The sequence below is a fragment of the Agromyces cucurbitae genome, assembly GCF_058349945.1.
The window spans coordinates 1,405,215-1,420,998 of the sequence record NZ_JBYRES010000001.1 but is presented as its reverse complement, the minus strand read 5'-3'; the positions used below and the strand labels follow the sequence as shown (position 1 = coordinate 1,420,998).

Below are 15,784 nucleotides of genomic sequence, written 5' to 3'. Positions count from 1 at the left end.
CTTGTTTCGACAACCATTACTGTACGCCAATTCAGTTGTCTCGTCAACCATTGCGGTAGACTGGGGCCATGACCGACGACACGAAGTGGCTGAGCACGGAGGAATCGGCGGCGTGGGTGCGACTCATCGCCGTCGCCGAACTGCTGCCCGGTGCGCTCGACGCGCAGCTGCTCCGTGACGCCGGCATCACCCACTTCGAGTACGTCGCGCTCATGGCGCTCGCCGACGAGCCCGGGCGCACGCTGCGCATGACCGAGCTCGCCTCGCGCACGAACGCGACCCTCCCCCGGCTCTCGCACGTCGCCCGTCGCCTCGAGGAGCGCGGGCTGATCCGCCGCTTCCCCTGCCCCGAAGACCGCCGGGCGACGAACGCCACGATCACCGAGGCGGGCCTCGACCTCATGGCCGACGCCGCACCCGGTCACGTCGGCACCGTGCGGGCCAACGTGCTCGACGCGCTCACCCCCGAGCAGCTCGAGCAGCTCTACGTGATCGCGGGCGCCGTGCTCTCGAAGCTCGACCCCGACGAGCGGCTGAGCGCGACCTCGTGCCAGTACAGCGAGGGGCCCGTCGCGCGCGAGCTCGCCGGGTAGGTTTCGAGACACGTCGCCGCTCCGCGTCGGCGCCCATCGACCAGCGGTGGGCGCTGCCGAGAGCAGTACTGCCGACAGCAGCATCCGGCCCGCAGCGCGCCGATGGCGCGCAGGCTGGGGGCATGAGCGAACAGACCCCGGCGATCCAGCCGATCGACGCCGAGCTCACCGCCCGGCTCTTCCACGAACGCATCATCGTGCTCGGCGACGAGCTCGACCAGCAGGGCGGCAACCGCCTGTGCGCGCAGCTCGTCACCCTCGCCGGCGACGACCCCCGCCGCGACATCCGGTTCTGGATCAACTCGCCCGGCGGATCGGTGTCGGCGATGCTCGCGATCGCCGACCTCATGCGCTCCATCCCGAACGACGTCGCGACGATCGCCTACGGCATCGCGGCGAGCGCGGGCCAGTTCCTGCTGAGCGCCGGCACGCCGGGCAAGCGGTTCGCGCTGCCGCACGCGCGCATCCTCATGCACCAGGGATCGGCCGGCATCGGCGGCACGGCGGTCGACGTCGAGCTGCAGGCCGACGACCTGCGGTACACGCGCGACACGGTGCTCGGCATCACCGCCGAGAACACGGGCCAGCCCATCGCGAAGATCGCCGAGGACTCGCTGCGCGACCGCTGGTACACCGCCGCAGAGGCTGTCGACTACGGCTTCATCGACCGCGTCGTCGACGGCTTCGACGAGATGTTCCCGAGGGCCGCGCGGCCCCAGACCGGATTGCGAGTGCCCGCATGACCAGCTACACCATCCCGTACGTCGTCGAACGCCGCGGCAACAGCGAGCGCTCGCTCGACGTCTACAGCCGACTGCTCTCGGAGCGCATCGTGTACCTCGGCACCGAGATCGACGACGGCGTCGCGAACGTGCTCATCGCGCAGTTCCTGCATCTCGCGTCGGAGTCGGGCGACACCCCGATCAGCCTCTACCTCAACTCCCCCGGCGGCTCGCCGGGCGCAGCGCTCGCGGTGTACGACACGATGCAGCACATCCGCCCCGACGTCGCGACGACGTGCGTCGGCCAGGCGGGCGGACCGGCCGCGGTGCTGCTCGCGGGCGGCGCGAAGGGCCGGCGCGCCATCCTGCCGCACGGCCGGGTGGTGCTGCACCAGCCGTCGACGCAGGGGCGCGGCACGATCCCCGACCTGATCATCCACGCCGACGAGGTGGTGCGCGTACGTTCAGAGCTCGAGGCGGCCCTCGCCGCCGACACGGGGCACGACGTCGCGACGCTGCGGCACGACACCGACCGCGACCTGATCCTGCCGGCGGCGGCGGCCGTCGAGTACGGGCTCGCCGACCACGTGCTGACGGCACGCGTGCCGGTCGGCGCCGGCGTCGGCGCCTACGCCGCGAGCAGGTAGACGCCGCCGGGCGGTGCGACGACGGTCGCGCCGCCGTCGGCGGGTGCGCCGGAGACGCCCTCGAGGTCGAGCACCAGCACGGTGCCGGAGTCGACGGCGGGATGCCGCGCCGGCGCGTCGGCCCGGAACGCGAACGCCCGTTCGGTGTCGAGGCGCTCGCGCCGTTCGGCCTCGAGCCGCTCGGCCTCATGACGGGCCCCGAGCACCTCGCCCACTCGGTGCGCGACCTCGAAGAGTTCGAGCCCGAGCGCATCGGCGACGGCGCCGAGCACCTCGCTCGACGGCTCCTTGCGGCCGCGCTCGATCTCGGAGAGGTACTGCGGGGAGACCCCCGCGGTCGCCGCGACCTCGGTGAGGATGCGCTCCTGCGCGAGTCGTTCGCCGCGCAGCACCTCGCCGAGCACGTCGCGCCAGAGCGGCCTCGACCGCTGCGTCACCTTCGGGAACTCGACGACCTTGCCCATGCCCCGAGGCTAACCGCGGCCCGCCCGGCGCGACAGGGCGATCCGCTCAGAGCAGAACGGGCCGCCGACCACGGCGATGCAGGCGACGCGGGACCCGAACCCGCGCCGCCTGCGCCTCACCGCCTCACACCCGAGACGGGAGCCCTCATCGGGGAAGGCCGCCGATGTTGATCTCGGCCGCCCCTCCGAAGGCGTTGCCGGCCACCGAGTTCAGGCCGACGAGCTTCACGTACCGTCCGGCCGCAGCCGCGAACGCGACGCGCTGCGGGCCGAGCTCGGCGGTGAACGATCCGGTCGCGACCGGATCGCCCCAGGTGGTGCCGTCCGTCGAGACGTACACCTGGTAGTCCTTCATCCGGCCGTTGACCGCGTTCTGGCGCGTCACGTATTCGAGGCCGGTCACGTCGTAGTCCGCGCCGAGGTCGATCGTGATGTGGTGCGGGTACGGGCGGGCGCCGTCGCGGTAGGCCGTGTGCCAGAAGGTGTTCACGTCGCCGTCGATCGCGTTCGTCGCGGGCGTGTGCTCCGCGACCGTCTCCTCGCTCGAGACGTCGGCGACCGACAGTCGCGACTGGTCGATGAGATTCGGCATGGGCGGGATGGTCGGGATGGAGACCGTCTCGGTCGCACTCCCCGCGCCGTCGCCGCCGCGGTACTCGGCGGTCGCGGTGAACACGCGGAGCGCATACCCGGGGCGCTTCTCGGGCACGCGGATCTGGAAGGCGGCCGACTCCTCGTCGCCCGGCGCGATCCGCCCGAGGTCGTCGTCGATCGCGACGACCTGCCAGCCGATCGGGCCGGCGAACGACACGGCGACCTTGGTCATGGCCTGCGCCGAATCGTTCTGCACGGTCACCTCGACGTCGAGGATCGCGGGCCCCTCGAGGCTGATCTCCGAGATCGAGACCGCGATCTCGGGCTCGGCGGGGGCCTCTTCGGCGGCGGCCGTCGGCGCGGCTGCGGCGCGCGGGTCGGCCGTCGCAGCGGGTCCGGATGCCTCGGGCGCCGCGGTTCCTGCGTCCGGCGACTCCGTCGCAGGCGATTCCGGCGACTCCGTCGAGGGCGTCTCGCCCTCGGTCGCGGGTGCGACGGGAGGCTCCGCGACCTGCGGCGGAGCCGGCATGCTCGTCGCCGTGGGTTCCGGTGTCGCATCCGATGGGTCGGCGAAGGCGGGCTGGGCCGCGAGCGCAAGCGTCGAGGCGAGCGCGAGCGCGGCGAGCGCGCCGTGCCGAACGGTCTTCGATGACATGTCTGATCCCTTCCTCTCGGCGTCAGGCCACGGCGGGCATGGTCGTGCGGACCGAGTCGAGTCCGAGGCGGAGCTTCTTCCACTCGCCCCGCGTGAAGTCGGGCACCTCGACCGGGCGGCCCTTGTTCTCGAGCGACTTGACGCTGAGCGGCACCGGTGCGCACCATGCCGCCGAGTCGTACACGTCGATGTCGGGAACCTGGCCCGTGCGCATGAGCTGCACGATGCGCCACTGCAGCACGTAGTCCATGCCGCCGTGGCCGCCACCCGACGCCGGGCCCTCGAGGTCCTTCCACAGCCAGTGGTCGTACTCGGCGCGCAGGGCGCTCGCGCCACGCCAGGTGTCACCGCTGTGCAACGGCTCGACGTAGATGCGGGCGCCGGTGGCGTCGCTGCCGGCGTAGTCCTCGAAGATGCCGCGGCTGCCCTCGAGCGTGTTGATGCGACTGTAGGGCCGCGGCTGGCTGACGTTGTGCTCGGCCCGGATCATGCGCCCGTTCGCCGTGCTGATCATGCACGTGACGAGGTCGCCGTTGATGTACTCCTCCTTCCACGACCGGTGATCGCGCGGCACGAAGCGCTCGCGATAGTCGGCGAGGCCCCGCGGTGCACTGGCGGTCGCGGTGAGCGTCGTGAACCGGTCTCCGCGGTTGATGTCCATGGCCGCGGCGATGGGTGCGAGGCCGTGCATCGGATAGAAGCTCGCGACGCTCTTCGTGTGCCAGATGCGCCGCCAGTCGTCGGTGTAGTAGCCGTCGTTGAAGAGCAGCGAGCGCAGGTCGTGGAGATAGCCGCCGTGGCCGCTCGTGATGTCGCCGAACACGCCGTCGTGGGCCATCTTGAGCATGGCGAGCTCGTTGCGACCGTACGAGCAGTTCTCCATCAGCCACAGGTGCTTGCGCGTCTGCTCGCTCGTGTCGACGAGGTCCCAGAGCTCGTCGAGCTCGGTCGCGATGGGCAGCTCGACGCCGACGTGCGCGCCGGCGCGGAGCGCCGCCCTGCCCTGCGGGTAGTGGAACTCCCACGGCGTCGCGATGTAGACGAGATCGAGTTCCTCGGTGTCGAGCATCTTCTGGAACGAGGTGTCCGAGCCGCCGTATTCGCGCGGGCGGGCCTTGCCTGCGGCGGCGACGCGGTCGGCGGCGCGAGTCGCCCGATCGGCGCGGATGTCGCAGACCGCGACGACCTGGGCGCCGGGCACGGCGACCCAGCTGCCGAGCATTCCCATGCCGCGATTGCCGAGGCCGATGAGCCCGATCTTGACGGTGTCGACGGCCTCGAACGGCACGTCCACCATCGATCTGGCGCCCGAGGCGCGCATGGGCGCGAGGGCACCGGCCGGGCCCGCGGACGCGGCCGTCGCGATGGCGACTCCGGCGAGCGCGCCGCCGATGAGATTGCGTCGAGTGAAGCCCGACGGCATCGACTCGACTCCGGCCGAGGGCCGGGTCGGCACACGAGAACTGGTCAAGAAACGCATCGTTGCACTCCTGGCGTCAGTGGGTAGGTCACTTGGGGAGCACACTCTCGCGAATGATCACGCAATGTCAAGAGTTGATTCAAAACTGATCGAATCGATCAGTAGCGCGCAGTCTGGTTGACTACTCCTGTGGCCGTCGGGCATGACGAACGGGCCGCCCGCTTCAGCGGAACGGCCCGTTCGAAGCGGGAGCAGTGCTCAGGCGACCTCGTAGGTGAGGCAGTCGGCATCGTCGGCACCGGCGCCGATGCGTACCGCGGCGGCCGTGCACTCGAGCTTCGAGTTGTGGATGCACTCGGAGCGCTGGCAGGCGCCGACGTGGGTGAGCACCTTGTCGAGCCCGCCCTTCGACCCGAGCGGGATGAAGGTCGCGCACTCGGCGTCGCCCGGCGAACCGGCGATCGTCACGGCTGCCGCGTGGCAGTGCGAGTGGTCGTTGTAGGAGCAACCGGCCACCGAACACTCGGCGACCGCGGGCATCTCGTCGAGCGTCATGCTCATGGTGACCTCCTGAAGTGGTTGCAGACCGTGCGAGTATCTGGATGGTAGCCCCGCCCCGCGTCGTCACGCAGCACTTCGCGGGACGATTTCCGCAGATCAGTGGCGACTTTCTTCTGAGGATTGCCTTACCTATGCGTGCGGATTCGCGCCGGCGCGGCCCGCATCAGGCGGGCGCGTTGTCGGGGTCGATGGTCTCGAGCGTGTCCTCCTCGACGGGGTTGTCGGCCTCGACGTCGTCGGCATCGGTGCCGCGCTCGAGGCCGTGCGAGGCGTCGGCCGGATCACCCTCGCGATCGAGTCGCCCCTGGGCACCGATCGCCTCGTCGGGATCCCGCGGCGTGGGTCCCGGTCGTCGTTCGTCGGTCATGGTGCCCGCCTCCGCTCGTCGGGTTCGTGTCGTCCATTCGAGCGTGCGCGGGCCCCGCGGCATCCGTCAACGGCTTGACTGATGCCCGGCAGGGGTCAGTACTCGCGCACGTGGCTGTGGTGCGTGTTGGCGACCACGTAGCCGAGCGCCGTGTAGAGCCCGAGCGCCCCGGTCGGGCTCTCGGCGTCGACGTCGAGGATGGACTGCTGGAGCCCGTCGTCGCGGCAGGCCTCGAGGTGCCGGGCGAGCAGCCCCTGCGCGATGCGCCGCCCGCGCCACTCGCGGACCACGCCGACGAGCTGCACGTACGACGAGCTGAACCCCTGGCCGGGCCAGTCGCCGGGGTTGCGGAGCGCCAGCACGAACCCGACGACGCGATCACCGCCCGCACCGCGCTCGACGGCGACGAACGAGAGCGAGGGCGCGAAGTGCTCGGCGCCGACGATGCGGCTCCAGGTCTCGGGTGCGGTCGACTGGCTGCCCCAATGGTCGGCGAAGGCCTCGTTGCGGGCGAGGCGGGTCGACTCCGTCCACTCGGCCGCCCAGGGCACGAGGTCGACGCCCTCGGCACGCGGCTCGACCGCCTCGATCGGCAGCGAGAGGTCTCGCCCGAGCGTGAAGAAGTGGCGGCGCTGCGGCAGTCCGGCCCGCTCGAGCAGCGCGCCCGCATCGGGCGCCCGTTCCTCGGCGTACGCGACGATCCAGCCCGGCAACGCGTCGTCGAACCCCGCGAGCCGTTGGCGCGCCCGCTCGAGCTGCCAGGCGAGGAGGGCACGCCCGATTCCGCGGCCGCGCACCTCCGGGCGCACCGCGCCGAGCGCGATCGCCCGGATGAGCGTCTCGCGCCCGGTCGGCACGACGACGGAGCCCGAGGCGAGGATGCGCCCGCCGTCGTCGACGCCGAGCATGGTGTCGCGCACGGGGTCGATGTTCGAGGCCTCGAACACCTCCATCACCTCGTCGCGCGTCTCGATCCATTCGGGGTGGTCGACGCTCGCGACGTCGGCGTGGAACGCGAGCAGCTCGTCGACGTCGCCCACCGTCGCGGGGCGCCAGATCGCGACGTCGGCGTGCGCCGGCAACTGCGGCTCGGGCGAGGGGCCGACGCGGCGCGAGAGCGGGAGCTCGGAGGCAGACATGCCTCAGATCATGGCACGCCGCGAACGCTGGAGTTCGGTCCGACTCCGGGAGCAGAATGGGACCCACGGACTCGGAGGTGGGCGATGTCGGTCGAACAGATGCTGTGGTCGGTGCTCGCGGTGATCGCGACGGTGGGCGGGATCGGGTTGCTCGCCGCACTCTGGGCGCTCGTGCGCCGACCTCGCGAGCACTGAGGCGCACGGTCGCAGCCTGAACGGGCCGGGCCCGATCGCCTCAGCGGTCGGCGCGTTCGAGCGCGCCCGGCGGGTGCATTAGGATAGCCTTACCTCCCCCATCGGACCGAAAGGCCCCTGCTGCATGTCCGCTCGCCCGCGCCGTCTGCTCATCGCCCCTCTCGCGGTCGCCGCGCTCGTGCTCTCCGGCTGCGCCGCCGGCGCCGACGAGCCCGACGCCGATGCGCTCGTCGTCTACAACGCGCAGCACGAGGAGCTCACCCAGGAGTGGGCCGACGCCTTCACCGAGGAGACGGGCATCGAGGTCGTCCTCCGCAACGGCGACGACAGCGAGCTCGGCAACCAGCTCGTGCAGGAGGGAGCTGCGTCGAAGGCCGACGTCTTCCTCACCGAGAACTCGCCCGCCATGTCGCTCGTGGAGGAGGCGGGGCTCTTCGCCCCCGTCGACGAGTCGACGCTCGCACTCGTGCCCGAGCAGTACCGGCCCGCGTCGGGCGACTGGACGGGCATCGCCGCCCGCTCGACGGTGCTCGTCTACAACCCCGAGCTCATCTCGGAGTCGGAGCTGCCGACGTCGCTCCTCGACCTCGCCGAGCCCGAGTGGAAGGGCCGTTGGGGCGCCGCCCCCGCGAAGGCCGACTTCCAGGCCATCGTCTCGGCCGTGCTCGCCACCCAGGGCGAGGACGGCGCACGCGAGTGGCTCCAGGGCATGGCGCAGAACGCGACCGAGTACCGCAACAACATCGTCACGATGAAGGCCGTCAACGCGGGCGAAGTGCCCGTCGGCGTCATCTACCACTACTACTGGTACCGCGATCAGGATGCCGCGGCCGAAGACAGCGGCAACACGAAGCTGCACTACTTCGGCAACCAGGACCCGGGCGCCTTCGTGAGCATCTCGGGCGGCGGCGTGCTCGAGAACGCGCCGCACCCCGACGAGGCGCAGCAGTTCCTCGCGTTCATCGCGGGCGAAGAGGGCCAGCGCATCCTCGGCGAGGGCTACAGCTTCGAGTACCCCGTCGCGTCCGACGTGCCGGCGAATCCCGCGCTGCCTCCGCTCGCCGACCTCGACGCCCCGCAGATCGACCCATCGACGCTCAACGGCCCGCAGGTCATCGAGCTCATGACGGAAGCCGGCCTGCTCTGACCACCGTCGCGGCGAGCTCTCCGACGGCACCGGCGCACGAGCGCCGGGCGCCCGTCGGCCTCGTCGCACTCGTCGCCGTGCTCGCGGCGGGCGCGCTCGTGCCGATCGCGTACGTGGTGGTGGCCGCGGTGTCGATGGGCTGGGCCGAGCTCGCCGCGCTCGTGTTCCGGCCGAAGGTCGGCGAACTCCTCGTCAACACGGTGCTGCTCGTCGTGATCGGCGTGCCCCTGACCGTCGTGCTCGGCGTCGGCGGAGCGTGGCTCGTCGAACGCACCGACCTGCCCGGGCGACGCGCGTTCGCGGTCGCCCTCGCGGCCCCGCTCGCGATCCCCGCCTTCGTCGCGAGCTACGGCTGGGCGAGCGCCATCCCCTCGATCAGCGGCCTGTGGGGCGGCGTGCTCGTCGCGGTGCTCGCCTACTACCCGCTCGTGTACCTGCCCGCCCTCGCGGCGATCCGCGGCCTCGACCCGGCGCTCGAGGAGTCGGCCCGATCGCTCGGCATGGGCTCGTGGGCGGTCTTCGCGCGCATCGTGCTGCCGCAGCTGCGCCTCGCCGTGCTCGGCGGCGCGCTCGTCGTCGCCCTGCACCTGCTCGCGGAGTACGGCGCCTTCGCGTTCCTCAGGTTCGACACGTTCACGACCGCGATCGTCGTGGCATACCAGAGCACCTTCGCCGGCCCGAACGCGGCGGCGCTCGGCATCGTGCTCACGGTGCTGTGCCTCGTGCTGCTCGCCGGCGAATCGCTCGCCCGCGGACGTGCGCGCTACGCCCGAGTCGGCGGCGGCGTGCCGCACCCGCCCGCGCGGCTGCACCTCGGCCGGTTCTCGCCCCTCGCGCTCGTCGCCGTCATCGCGCTCATCGTCGCCGCCATCGTCGTGCCGCTCTCGAGCGTCACCCGCTGGCTCGTGCGCGCCGACTCGGCGGAGTTCGGCGACCTCGTCTCGGCGACGATGCAGACCCTCGGCCTCGCGCTCGCGGGCGCGGTGTGCGCGATCCTCGTCGCGCTGCCGTTCGTGTGGCTCTCGGTGCGCCATCCGGGCCGCATCGCCCGCCTGCTCGAGGGCGCGGCGTACCTCGCCAGCAGCCTTCCCGCGATCATCGTCGCGCTCGCCTTCGTCGCGACGACTCTCGCGCTCGCCCCCGGCCTCTACCAGACGGCCGTCACGGTCATCGCCGCGTACGTCGTGATCTTCCTGCCGCGGGCGCTCGTGCCGCTGCGCGCCGGTCTCGCCCAGGTGCCCGAGTCGCTCGAGGAGGCGGCGCGCTCGCTCGGGATCGCGCCGTGGGCGGCACGGCTGCGGGTCACGGTGCCGCTCCTCGTTCCCGCGGTCGGCGCCGCCGGCGCCCTCGTCGCGCTCGGCGCGGCGAACGAGCTCACGGCGACCCTGCTGCTCGCGCCGACCGGCACGCGCACCGTCGCGACGAGCTTCTGGTCGGCCGCGTCCTCCCTCGACTATCCGGCGGCCGCACCGTACGCGGTGCTGCTCGTGCTGCTCTCGATCCCCGCGGTCGCCCTCATGTTCTCCCACGCCACCGGACGGAGCCTCCGATGACCCTTCGCCTCACCGGCATCTCGAAGTCGTTCGGCGGCACCGAGGTGCTGCGCGATGTCACGCTCGAGGTGCCCGACGCCACCCGCCTCGCGCTCGTCGGTTCGTCGGGCAGCGGCAAGACCACGCTGCTCCGGCTCATCGCCGGGTTCGAGCAGCCCGACGCCGGCACGATCGAGCTCGACGGCCGCACGCTCGCGGGCGGCGGGTCGCCGACGGTCCCGGCCCACCGGCGGGGCATCGGGTACGTCGCGCAGGACGGCGCGCTCTTCCCGCACCTCTCGGTCGCGCGGAACGTCGCGTTCGGCCTGCCCCGCGGCATGGGCCGCCAGGCCCGCGTGCGGGAGCTCATGACGCTCGCCTCGCTCGACCCGTCGCTCGCCGATCGCATGCCGCACGAGCTCTCGGGCGGGCAGCAGCAGCGCGTCGCGCTCGCGCGGGCCCTCGCCCAGCGCCCGCGCGTGATCCTCCTCGACGAGCCGTTCAGCGCGCTCGACACCGGGTTGCGCGCGCAGACGCGGCGGGCGGTGATCGAGGTGCTCGAGCGCAGCGGGGTCACGGCCGTGCTCGTGACGCACGACCAGGACGAGGCGCTGTCGTTCGGGCAGCAGGTCGGCGTGCTCGCGAGCGGGCGACTCGTGCAGGCCGGCGATCCCGCGGCCGTGTTCGACGCGCCGATCGACTCCGGGGTCGCCGAGTTCCTCGGCGACGTCGTGCTGGTGCCGGCGCGGCCGGCCGGTGCGGCCCTGGCCGACTGCGCGTTCGGATGCCTCGCGGTGCGCCACGATCGCAGCGGCGGAGCCGGCCGTGTGTGCGCGATGGTGCGCCCCGACCAGCTGCGCCTCGACCGCGCCGACGGCACCGGCAACGCGACCGTGGTCGGCGTGCGCCGTGTCGGCGCCTCGGCGGAGCTGCAGCTGCGTCTCGGCGCGGCCGAGTTCCCGGTCGAGGTGACCCATCGGGTGCCGCTGCACGAGGCGGTGCGGTTCGAGCCGGGCTGCCCCGTGCAGGTCGCGGTCGACGGTGGGGTGGTGCTCTACCCCGAGCCCGATCGACCCGCGGTCACCGCGTCGCCGACGCGGGCCTGAACGCCGACCGACGTCGCGCCGCCGAGGGCTCGGCGGTGCGCCGACGTCGCGCGAGCCGGCGCATGCCCGCCGTCGCGGTGCGGTGCACCTGCCAGGCCACCACGCCCACTGCGAGCGAGAGCAGCGTTCCGAGCCACGGCGCGGTCTGCTCGAACGGCGGGTACACCTGCCAGTGCGTGAGGTAGATGAACATCGACGCGCTCGCGAGCGTCGCGATGACGGGCACCGCGAGGCGCGGCACCGGCACGGCGCGCACCCAGACGAGCGCGAGGATGCCGCCCACCACGATCGCCTCACGAACCGGGTCGCCGAAGAATCCGAAGCCGGTCGCGATCGCGATCGCCGACACGAGCACACGACGCGCCGTCGTGTCGGCGCGGGCCACGAGCCATCCGAGTGCGATGAGCCAGACCACGACGGGCGCGGCGTACCGCTCGACGTACTCGGCCTGCGGCCCGGCGATCGCGAACCGGGCGACGAGCGCGACGGCGAGCACCGCGAGCGCGAACCCGAACGGGGCGCGCCGCTCGAGCCGGTCGATGCTACGGACGGCGAAGAGGGCCATGAGCCCGACGATCGTCCAGATCGCCGCCTCCAGGAACCAGAACTGCCACTGCTCGTTCCAGCGCCCGTCGCCGGGCACGAGGTTGTTCACGAGCAGCGCCGTCGTCGGCCGGTACTGGCCGGTCACGAGGGCGACGGCGCCGATCCAGATGACGGCGGGCACGGCGAGCTGGAGCGCGCTGCGCCAGAGCCGTCGCACGCGCGTCGCGCCGGGAACCGGTGCGAGCTGGAAGCGCGCGAGGTTGTAGCCGGCGACCGCGAGCAGCAGGTGGGCGCCGCCCTTCTGCATGAACAGGTCGGCGTGGGTCGCCACGATGAGCACGATGGCGGCCGCGCGGAGCAGGGCCGGCGTCTCGAGCCGGACCCACGGCGCCCGGCGCCTGCGCCCGGCCGGCGACGCGGTGGCGGCCACGGTCTCAGGGGCTGCTTCGGCCGACGCCGCTTCGCGAGGGGCGGCGGACGCCGCGAGCTCGCGCGCCGTCATCGCGGGCCAGTCGCGCGGCAGTGCGCCGAGCAGCTGCTCGAGCTGCAGCGACACCTCGACGTAGCTCAGCGAGTCGCCGCCGAGGCCCGCGAACGAGTCGTCGGCGCCCGCGTCGGGCCGCCCGAGCAGCACCGCGAGGAGCGAGCGCACCGACTCGGGCGACACCTCGTCGTGCGGGGGCGCGTCGTTCGGCGCCGCGAGCCGGTCGTGCTCGGCGGCGTGGCGCACGAGCGCTGCGGCGTCGGGCTTCCCGCTCGCGGTGCGCGGGAACTCGTCGATGGCGTACGCGCCGATCGCGTGCGTCGGCAGCCCCGTGGCCGCCGCCGCGAGCTCGCGGGCGCGACCGACGAGCCGTTGCGCCGTCGTGAAGACGAGCAGTCGTTCGTCGTCGCTCGCGGTGCGTACCGCGAGCCCCTCGTCGGCGAGCAGCCGTTCGACGCGATCGAGATCGATGCGCAGGCCGAAGACCTTCGCGAACCGGCTCGCGCGCCCGACGATCTCGACGAGGCCGTCGGTCCGCAGCCGGGCGAGGTCGCCCGTTCGCAGCTCGTGCACCGTGCGCCCCAGTGCGAAGTCCTCGGGTCGCTCGGCGTAGCCGAGCATCACGTTCGGCCCCTCGTAGACGAGCTCGCCCACGCCGTCGCGCGACTCCGCCTCGTCGGAGGGGAGCGGCTCGATGCGGAAACGCCCGCCGGGGATCGGCCGGCCGATGGCGCCGGCCGCCTGCTCGGCCAGCTCGGGCGGCAGATAGGCCATCCGCGCGGTCGCCTCGGTCTGGCCGTACATGACGAAGAGCTCGAAGCCCTGCTGGTCGCCGAGCCGGGCGAACCGGCGCACCGCTTCGGGCGCCAGGCGGCCGCCGGCCTGCGTCAGGTAGCGCAGGGCGGGAAGGCGCCGCTCGGCGAACCCGCCCGCCTCGAGCAGCTCGAACGTGTACGGCACGCCGGCGAACGAGGTGATGCGGTGCTCGGCCGCCTCGCGCCAGAACTGCTCGTCGGTCACGGACCGGTCGGTGACGAGCAGGCTCGCGCCCGCGAGCAGATGGCTGTTGACCACCGAGAGGCCGTAGCAGTACTGCAGCGGCAGCGTCGTCGCCGCGCGATCGTCGCGGCCGAGCCGCAGGTACTCGGCGATCGCCGCGGCATTGCTGCGGAGGTTCTCCGACGACAGCCGGACGAGCTTCGGCGAGCCCGTCGAGCCCGAGGTGCTCGCGAGCAGCGCGAGGTCGGGGTGCAGGTCGTGGCGAGTGCCGGGCCGGCGCTCGTCGAGCCGCCAGGCGTCGGCGCCGCCGGGCACGACCGGACCGGCGATCACATCGGGGTCGAACCGGTCGACGAGGCGCTCGCGGTGCGCGCGGCTCGCCTCGTCGTCGGCGACGAGCAGCACCGGGTGCCCGCCGGCGAGCGCGGCGAGGTACGTGACGATGGGCTCGAGCGCGTTGCCGGCCTCGATCATCACGAGGCGGCGCTCGTCGCCGAGTTCGCGGCGGCGCGCGTCGACGCGGTCGGCGAGCTCGCCGTAGTCGATCGCGCGCCCGTCGACGACGAGGGCGACGTCGCCGGGGCGTCCGCCGAGGAGGGACAGCCCGACGGGCGTGGCGAAGGTCAGTGCGGTGATGGGGGAATCCTTGCGAGACGCACGGCAGGGGCACCGCGCAGGTCGATGGGCGAAGGTAAGCCTACCCTAACCCCCATGGAAACGTGACGCCGACCGCTCTCGCGACCGCCGTGCCGGCGGCTCCCGCCGTCGGATCCCGCCGGATCGCGTCAGCGGATCGCGTCGGCGATCGGCGTGGTACCCGCGTTGAAGCGGATCGTGCGACGGACCGTCGCGGGCTCGACGAGCACCGCTGCGGCCACGGCGGCGACGTCGGCGCGGTCGACCGTGCGGCTCTCGGATCCCTCGGCGTCGATGCCGCCCGTGCCGTCGCCGTCGGTCAGCCGGCTCGGGCCCAGGATCGTCCAGTCGAGCGCGGTCGTCGCGAGGTGCTCGTCGGCGGCGGCCTTCGCCTCGGCGTAGGCGTGGAACGAATCGGCCTCGGGCACCGAGTGGTCGGGCGAACGGAAGTACGAGACCATCACGTACCGGCGCACGCCGGCAGCCTCGGCGGCGGCCATCGAGCGCAGGGCGGCGTCGCGGTCGACCGCGTAGGTGCGCGGCGGGTTGCCCCCGCCGGCACCCGCCGACCAGACGACGGCGTCGTGCCCGCGCAGCAGTTCGGCGAGGCCGTCGACGTCGAGCGTCTCGACGTCGGCGACGACGGGGTTCGCCCCGGTCGCGGCGACGTCGGCGGCGTGCTCGGGGTTGCGGATGACGGCGTCGACCTCGTCGCCGCGGGCGGTGAGCAGCCGTTCGAGCCGGAGTGCGACCTTGCCGTGACCGCCGATGAGTACGATGCGTGCCATGGACGACTCCTTCGCGTTTCCCGGTCCACGCTACCCGGCGGGTGCGACGACGCAAGGGGCGCGATCGTGCCCGTGACGAGTGCGGGCCTGCTGCTGCACCGCGCGACCGGCGGGTGCACGGAGGTGTTCATCGCGCACATGGGCGGTCCGTACTGGGCCCGCAAGCACGAGGGTGCGTGGTCGGTGCCGAAGGGCGAGTTCCTCGCGGCGACCGAGCACCCCTTGCTCGCGGCGCGCCGCGAGTTCGGCGAGGAGATCGGCGTCGAGGCGCCCGAACTCGACTACGCCGACCTCGGCGAGTTCCGCTACGCGTCGGGCAAGCTCATCCGCGTGTTCGCGGCCGAGGCGCCGGAGTTCGAGGTGGCCGGCATCGAGAGCAACACCTTCGAGCTCGAGTGGCCGCCGCGTTCCGGTCGCGTGCAGTCGTTCCCCGAGGTCGACGACGCACGCTGGGCGCCGCTCGACGAGGCCCGCCGCCTCGTGACGAAGGGGCAGGTGCAGGTGCTCGACGCGCTCGAGACCCGGCTCGCGGCCCGAGCCGATTAGGCCGTGTTGCTGAACGGGCGACGGCGGCGTCTTCGCGTGTCATCGCGCGCTCTGCGAGGATGGGCCGATGTCTCCGCGAAAGGACCCCCTCGTGCCCGTCTTGAGCATTCGGCCCTCGATCGGAGCTGCGGAGTATCCGGCGCTCGTTGCGATCTGGCGTGGGGCGGTGGACGCGACGCACGACTTCCTCGCAGAAGCAGATCGGGACGAGATCGAGGCCAGACTGCAGTCCGACTACTTTCCGGCAGTCGTGCTCTCAGTCGCAGAGCGTGATGGTCGACCGGTGGGCTTCTCGGGCGTGCTCGACGGAACGTTGGAGATGCTGTTCGTCGACGCGACGCAGCGCGACCGGGGAATCGGTACCGCCCTTCTCGCCCATGCGATCAGGGAACACGGCGTCACCGAGGTCGATGTCAACGAGCAGAACCTCTCGGCCACAGCCTTCTACACTCACCGTGGATTCGAGGTCGTCGGTCGCAGCGAGACCGACGAGGCCGGTCGGCCGTACCCGCTGCTCCATTTGCGGCTCATCAGGCCGTCCTGACCCACTGAAGCCGCCAGCGCGGGAGCTTCGCCCGGGCGAACCGCAGCCATCGGCTGTGTCGCAGCGAGACGCACGCCAGCGTGGTGGCTACGGGCAGTC

General features: G+C 72.5%; 16 protein-coding genes. 8 read left to right on the top strand and 8 right to left on the bottom strand.

The annotated features are described in order from the left end of the window. Window positions 1–68: 68 nt before the first annotated feature. The 3 genes from AC3RJ6_RS06590 (at window position 69) to AC3RJ6_RS06580 (ending at window position 1,962) form a co-directional block, all read left to right on the top strand. Window positions 69–593, top strand: a complete 525-nt coding sequence (locus AC3RJ6_RS06590) for a MarR family winged helix-turn-helix transcriptional regulator (RefSeq protein WP_491426126.1) — start codon at window positions 69–71, stop codon at window positions 591–593. A gap of 122 nt (window positions 594–715) precedes the next feature. Next, window positions 716–1,336: a ClpP family protease gene (locus AC3RJ6_RS06585; protein WP_491426124.1), complete on the top strand. Its 621-nt coding sequence runs from the start codon at window positions 716–718 to the stop codon at window positions 1,334–1,336. Then, window positions 1,333–1,962 (top strand): ClpP family protease, encoded by a 630-nt coding sequence (locus AC3RJ6_RS06580; protein WP_491426123.1) that lies wholly within the window; start codon window positions 1,333–1,335, stop codon window positions 1,960–1,962. The genes AC3RJ6_RS06585 and AC3RJ6_RS06580 overlap by 4 nt, the downstream gene beginning before the upstream one ends. Here the strand turns inward: AC3RJ6_RS06580 and AC3RJ6_RS06575 are convergent. The 6 genes from AC3RJ6_RS06575 to AC3RJ6_RS06550 all read right to left on the bottom strand — a co-directional run bounded on the left by AC3RJ6_RS06575 (window position 1,944) and on the right by AC3RJ6_RS06550 (window position 7,162). Then, window positions 1,944–2,426, bottom strand: a complete 483-nt coding sequence (locus tag AC3RJ6_RS06575; protein ID WP_491426122.1) for a helix-turn-helix domain-containing protein — start codon at window positions 2,424–2,426, stop codon at window positions 1,944–1,946. The two genes, AC3RJ6_RS06580 and AC3RJ6_RS06575, sit on opposite strands and share 19 nt — an antisense overlap. 145 nt (window positions 2,427–2,571) lie before the next feature. Then, window positions 2,572–3,675, bottom strand: coding sequence for a discoidin domain-containing protein (locus AC3RJ6_RS06570; RefSeq protein WP_491426121.1), 1,104 nt, complete (start codon window positions 3,673–3,675; stop codon window positions 2,572–2,574). 22 nt (window positions 3,676–3,697) lie between these two features. Further along, window positions 3,698–5,146 carry a Gfo/Idh/MocA family protein gene (locus AC3RJ6_RS06565; protein ID WP_491426119.1) on the bottom strand — a complete coding sequence of 483 codons (1,449 nt, stop codon included), beginning with the start codon at window positions 5,144–5,146 and terminating at the stop codon, window positions 3,698–3,700. Between the two features lie 207 nt (window positions 5,147–5,353). After that, window positions 5,354–5,656: a DUF1540 domain-containing protein gene (locus tag AC3RJ6_RS06560; RefSeq protein ID WP_244855107.1), complete on the bottom strand. Its 303-nt coding sequence runs from the start codon at window positions 5,654–5,656 to the stop codon at window positions 5,354–5,356. Between the two features lie 163 nt (window positions 5,657–5,819). Continuing rightward, window positions 5,820–6,023, bottom strand: coding sequence for a hypothetical protein (locus tag AC3RJ6_RS06555; RefSeq protein WP_491426118.1), 204 nt, complete (start codon window positions 6,021–6,023; stop codon window positions 5,820–5,822). 95 nt (window positions 6,024–6,118) lie between these two features. Further along, on the bottom strand, window positions 6,119–7,162 hold the full coding sequence (locus tag AC3RJ6_RS06550) for a GNAT family N-acetyltransferase (RefSeq protein ID WP_491426117.1): 1,044 nt from the start codon (window positions 7,160–7,162) through the stop codon (window positions 6,119–6,121). Between the two features lie 319 nt (window positions 7,163–7,481). On the opposite strand from AC3RJ6_RS06550, the gene AC3RJ6_RS06545 reads away from it, so the two are divergent. The 3 genes from AC3RJ6_RS06545 (at window position 7,482) to AC3RJ6_RS06535 (ending at window position 11,142) form a co-directional block, all read left to right on the top strand. Continuing rightward, complete coding sequence (locus tag AC3RJ6_RS06545; RefSeq protein ID WP_491426116.1) at window positions 7,482–8,504, top strand: iron ABC transporter substrate-binding protein; 1,023 nt, start codon at window positions 7,482–7,484, stop codon at window positions 8,502–8,504. 77 nt (window positions 8,505–8,581) lie between these two features. Next, window positions 8,582–10,057, top strand: coding sequence for an ABC transporter permease (locus AC3RJ6_RS06540; protein ID WP_491426114.1), 1,476 nt, complete (start codon window positions 8,582–8,584; stop codon window positions 10,055–10,057). Continuing rightward, window positions 10,054–11,142, top strand: a complete 1,089-nt coding sequence (locus tag AC3RJ6_RS06535; protein ID WP_491426113.1) for an ABC transporter ATP-binding protein — start codon at window positions 10,054–10,056, stop codon at window positions 11,140–11,142. Before AC3RJ6_RS06540 ends, AC3RJ6_RS06535 begins: the two co-directional genes overlap by 4 nt. On the opposite strand, the gene AC3RJ6_RS06530 is transcribed toward AC3RJ6_RS06535, so the two are convergent. Beyond that, window positions 11,117–13,645, bottom strand: a complete 2,529-nt coding sequence (locus AC3RJ6_RS06530; protein ID WP_491426238.1) for an AMP-binding protein — start codon at window positions 13,643–13,645, stop codon at window positions 11,117–11,119. The two genes, AC3RJ6_RS06535 and AC3RJ6_RS06530, sit on opposite strands and share 26 nt — an antisense overlap. A 311-nt stretch (window positions 13,646–13,956) precedes the next feature. Beyond that, window positions 13,957–14,595, bottom strand: a complete 639-nt coding sequence (locus AC3RJ6_RS06525; protein WP_491426111.1) for an NAD(P)H-binding protein — start codon at window positions 14,593–14,595, stop codon at window positions 13,957–13,959. 66 nt (window positions 14,596–14,661) lie between these two features. Here AC3RJ6_RS06525 and AC3RJ6_RS06520 point away from each other — a divergent pair, with 66 nt between their 5' ends. After that, a complete protein-coding gene (locus tag AC3RJ6_RS06520) occupies window positions 14,662–15,141 on the top strand; it encodes an NUDIX hydrolase (protein WP_491426110.1) in 480 nt (159 codons plus the stop codon). 91 nt (window positions 15,142–15,232) lie between these two features. Continuing rightward, the gene (locus AC3RJ6_RS06515) at window positions 15,233–15,685 is read left to right on the top strand and encodes an acetyltransferase (protein ID WP_491426109.1); all 453 of its coding nucleotides are present in this window, start codon (window positions 15,233–15,235) and stop codon (window positions 15,683–15,685) included. Window positions 15,686–15,784: the final 99 nt, after the last annotated feature.

Excerpts from the sequence above, each read along its gene's own strand:
- AC3RJ6_RS06580 (WP_491426123.1), top strand. The coding sequence starts at position 1,333 with ATGACCAGCTACACCATCCCGTACGTCGTCGAACGCCGCGGCAACAGC.
- AC3RJ6_RS06560 (WP_244855107.1), bottom strand. The coding sequence starts at position 5,656 with ATGAGCATGACGCTCGACGAGATGCCCGCGGTCGCCGAGTGTTCGGTG.
- AC3RJ6_RS06575 (WP_491426122.1), bottom strand. The coding sequence starts at position 2,426 with ATGGGCAAGGTCGTCGAGTTCCCGAAGGTGACGCAGCGGTCGAGGCCG.
- AC3RJ6_RS06570 (WP_491426121.1), bottom strand. The coding sequence starts at position 3,675 with ATGTCATCGAAGACCGTTCGGCACGGCGCGCTCGCCGCGCTCGCGCTC.
- AC3RJ6_RS06535 (WP_491426113.1), top strand. The coding sequence starts at position 10,054 with ATGACCCTTCGCCTCACCGGCATCTCGAAGTCGTTCGGCGGCACCGAG.
- AC3RJ6_RS06555 (WP_491426118.1), bottom strand. The coding sequence starts at position 6,023 with ATGACCGACGAACGACGACCGGGACCCACGCCGCGGGATCCCGACGAG.
- AC3RJ6_RS06585 (WP_491426124.1), top strand. The coding sequence starts at position 716 with ATGAGCGAACAGACCCCGGCGATCCAGCCGATCGACGCCGAGCTCACC.
- AC3RJ6_RS06545 (WP_491426116.1), top strand. The coding sequence starts at position 7,482 with ATGTCCGCTCGCCCGCGCCGTCTGCTCATCGCCCCTCTCGCGGTCGCC.
- AC3RJ6_RS06525 (WP_491426111.1), bottom strand. The coding sequence starts at position 14,595 with ATGGCACGCATCGTACTCATCGGCGGTCACGGCAAGGTCGCACTCCGG.
- AC3RJ6_RS06590 (WP_491426126.1), top strand. The coding sequence starts at position 69 with ATGACCGACGACACGAAGTGGCTGAGCACGGAGGAATCGGCGGCGTGG.
- AC3RJ6_RS06530 (WP_491426238.1), bottom strand. The coding sequence starts at position 13,645 with ATGATCGAGGCCGGCAACGCGCTCGAGCCCATCGTCACGTACCTCGCC.
- AC3RJ6_RS06550 (WP_491426117.1), bottom strand. The coding sequence starts at position 7,162 with ATGTCTGCCTCCGAGCTCCCGCTCTCGCGCCGCGTCGGCCCCTCGCCC.